The 3,427-nt window shown below is 55.1% G+C and carries 2 protein-coding genes; both read right to left on the reverse strand.

Going from position 1 to position 3,427, the window contains the following annotated elements; translation table 11 throughout:
* Positions 1–393: 393 nt before the first annotated feature.
* Positions 394–1,935, reverse strand: coding sequence for a sulfatase family protein (locus RSSM_RS16665; protein WP_008681197.1), 1,542 nt, complete (start codon positions 1,933–1,935; stop codon positions 394–396).
* A 133-nt stretch (positions 1,936–2,068) separates the two neighbouring features.
* Positions 2,069–3,427 (reverse strand): arylsulfatase (locus RSSM_RS16670; protein WP_008681199.1); only part of this gene is annotated, 1,359 nt, incomplete at its 5' end.

Genomic DNA, 3,427 nt, shown 5'->3' on the forward strand with positions numbered 1-3,427 from the left:
GCCAAGACTTTCGGCCCCCCACCCTCGCCGAAACTCTTGGCGGTTTGTCGGTTTAATCAAGAGTCAACCTGTTTTCGTTTAACCGGTAGCCGTAGGCGACGTGAAGCGGCAAGTAGGTCGCCTTTGGCTGCCCGTTAAACGCAACACCGTTCAATGAAGCACCGGGTTGTGGCGTTTTCGTTTAACCGGTAGCCGTAGGCGACGCTTGACAGAACACAACCTACCCTTCGGGCACGCGTTAAACGAAAATTGAACGGTATTGCCGTTAAACGAATAAATCAACAGCCCGTTGGCGAGTTTCGCGACCACGGTGGATTGCAAATCGGAACGAGCCTGCCCCCGTGGCTAGACTCGCCAGAATTCAGGTCCCTCGCCGCGGATCGCGATGCGACGTTACCTTCCGGCGTTCTTCTTCCGCTTCTTGCCCAACGCGGCGGCTTTGTCGGCGAGTGGAACAGTGCGATCGAACAGCGTTCCGTATTTCTCGTAGTCGTTGTAAGAAACGGCTTCGGTCTTCCACGCGTCCAGTTCCTGATCGTACCGAGCACGCATTTTTTCAAGCACGGCGCTGTATTCCGGATTCGACGCGAGGTTCGTTAGCTCCAACGGATCCTTCTCCGTATCGAACAACTCCTCCACCGGTTCCATCTCATCGTCGCCGTACCACCAGTACGTGTATTTGAAACGCGGAGTAATGCACGTCATGCTCGTTGTCGCTCGAGATCCCCACGCGTTGATGAACGCAATCTGTTCGTGCCCATCCGCGTTTGGATCTTTCAATAGCGGCAGCAAACTGATTCCATCCGAATCCGAGTGAATCGATTCGCCGGCGAGTTCCACGATGGTTGCCGCGAAATCAATGTTCCCGGTGAGGGCTTGGCATCGCACCTGTTGCCCATTGAGCGGACTGCGTGGGTCGTAGATCATCAAAGGAACACGAGACGATTCCTCCATCGGCAGCACTTTCGATCCGTAACCGTGCGAACCGCAGATGTATCCGTTGTCGCTCGTGTAAATCACGACGGTATTGTCCGCTATCCCCTGGGCGTCGAGTTCATCCCGAATCATCCCCAATGCGACATCGATCCCGTAAATTTGTTGGTGATACTTTCTCATCTCACCGTCGTAGTCGGTATCGTATTTCCACTCGCTGAACCGTGGATACTGTCGTCCCATCTTGCTCTGCGGAGAGAGATGTTCGCCGTGCTCGCGGCCGAAGTTTGCCGGTTTCGTAAACGTGGCGTCTTTGTAAACCGCGTCAAAGCGAGGGTCAGGCACCGCCGGTTTATGGGGTGCCTTGAAACTGATCGAAAGGCAGAACGGCTTTTCTTGGTTGACCGACTCACGAATCACGTCTTGCGCAAACGCGGCGTATGACAACGTCGAATGCGGGTAGTCTTTGGCATACTTCTTCATCGCCCGGTTGCTTGCCGTCGCGTAACTTGTCTGCCCGGGACCGCCACCCCAGAAGTCGAAATCTTCCTCGCACAATCCCTTCCCTTCGACGACCAATCCGAATTTGCCAGCGAACGCGGTCAGGTAGCCGGCCTTGCGCAACGCAACCGGATAGCTCAACTCCCACACCTCCGGCTTCATGTCGCCGTGCATGAAGTTGCAACCGGTTTTGTACTCATACATCCCTGTGAAGATGTTCGCGCGGCTCGCCATGCAGATTGCAGTGGTGTTGTAGTGATTGTCGAACAACACACCGTCCCGGGCCAGCCGATCCATGTTCGGTGTTTTGACATCCGGATTTCCGTAGCACCCGACCGAATACGTCGATTGATCATCGGCGAGCAAAAAGACAATATTCGGCCGGACGTCGTCACCTTTCCCAACGCGACTCGCATCTTCACCGTCTCCATTCGCGAATGAAAATCCAGCGGAACCACTGAGGATGGTGACAAACACAAACAATTGAGCGAAACGTCGCATGAAGATCGATCCTATCGGGACAGTGTTAATTGGCAACGAGGAGAGTGGCGTGAGAACGCGATTACATCGCGTTCTTTAAAGCGTTTTCGAGAAATGACGTAACCGATGTCGCCAGACTTCGGCGGTCCGACTTCTACAGCGTTGGGCGTTCCCAGGCTGGGATCCCTTCGCTCTCCTGCTGTTTGCGGAACTGCTCTTCGAAGGGTTTGCCGACGTCGAGCGGCGCATCCTCATTGACCATCATCGGACGCACTTCCTCCCACCAAACATCGAACGCCGCGAGAAGTTCAGACGCGATCTCGGGATGGCTCTTTGCGACGTCGGTCGTCTGACTCGGGTCGTTCTCGATGTCGTACAACGCATCATTGACCAATCGCCATCGTTCGTTCCGCACCGCAAAGTTCCGATACTTGGCGGCGTTTGGATCCGGATCCCCCTTGCCCCATTGTCGGGGAGCCCCCTTCTTCGGCCAACGACCGGTGTGGAAGAACAAACTGCGATCGGGCCAGTCGCTCTCGGGATTCTTGATCAACGGAACGAGGCTACGCCCATCGAGTTCGAGGTCTTCGGGAATCGTTGCTCCCGCGATCTCCGCCAGCGTCGGAAACAAATCGTAGTGCCGCGCGATGCGATCCACCTCCGCTCCCGCCGTGGTCAGACCCGGCATACGCATGAACAACGGAACTCGTGAACCACCTTCGTCCGCCGAGCCCTTCTTCCCCTTCATGTTGTAGTTGTACGTTCCGGCCGCGGATCCGTTATCGGTCATGAAAATCAATAACGTGTTGTCGGACAAATCCCATTCATCGAGCTTCCGCATGAGCAGTCCCATGTTCTCATCGATGTTGGTGATCATCCCAAAGAAAGCTGCCGACTTCTCACTGCACTTGTCTTTGTACAGATCTGAGTACTCTTTGGCGACTTTGTACGGTCCGTGCGGAGCGTTCGTGGCCAGATAGGCAAAGAACGGGGCCTCCGTGTCCTTTTGCTCTTTGATCCAACCAAGCGTTTCTTGGAAAAACACATCGGTGCAGTAGCCGTCCGTTTTCACGAATCGGTTGTTGTCTTTGATGATCGGATCAAAGTAATCCGTCCCCGGTGCATCGCCCTGGGCACCTGCGAACCGCTGACCGATGCCACCGGCACCGTGAATGAACGTTTTGTCAAAGCCTCGATTGTGCGGCTGATAGGGGTCTTCATCGCCGAGGTGCCATTTGCCAAAAATTCCAGTCGTGTAACCAGCGGATTTGAGAATCTCGGCAATCGTCTTCGACGACAACGTCATCCGGTCGCGTTGCAAGATCGTATGGGTGACACCGTTCTTAAAAGGAGCCTTCCCCGACATCAGTGCCGAACGTGTCGGCGCGCACGTGGGGCTGACGTGAAAATCGACAAACCGCGTGCTCTGCCCGTACAACGCATCGAGATTCGGCGTTTGCAAATAGGGATGCCCGTGACATCCCAAATCGCCATAGCCCTGATCATCGGTCAT

This window comes from Aporhodopirellula sallentina SM41, assembly GCF_000346505.1.
Taxonomy (GTDB): domain Bacteria; phylum Planctomycetota; class Planctomycetia; order Pirellulales; family Pirellulaceae; genus Rhodopirellula; species Rhodopirellula sallentina.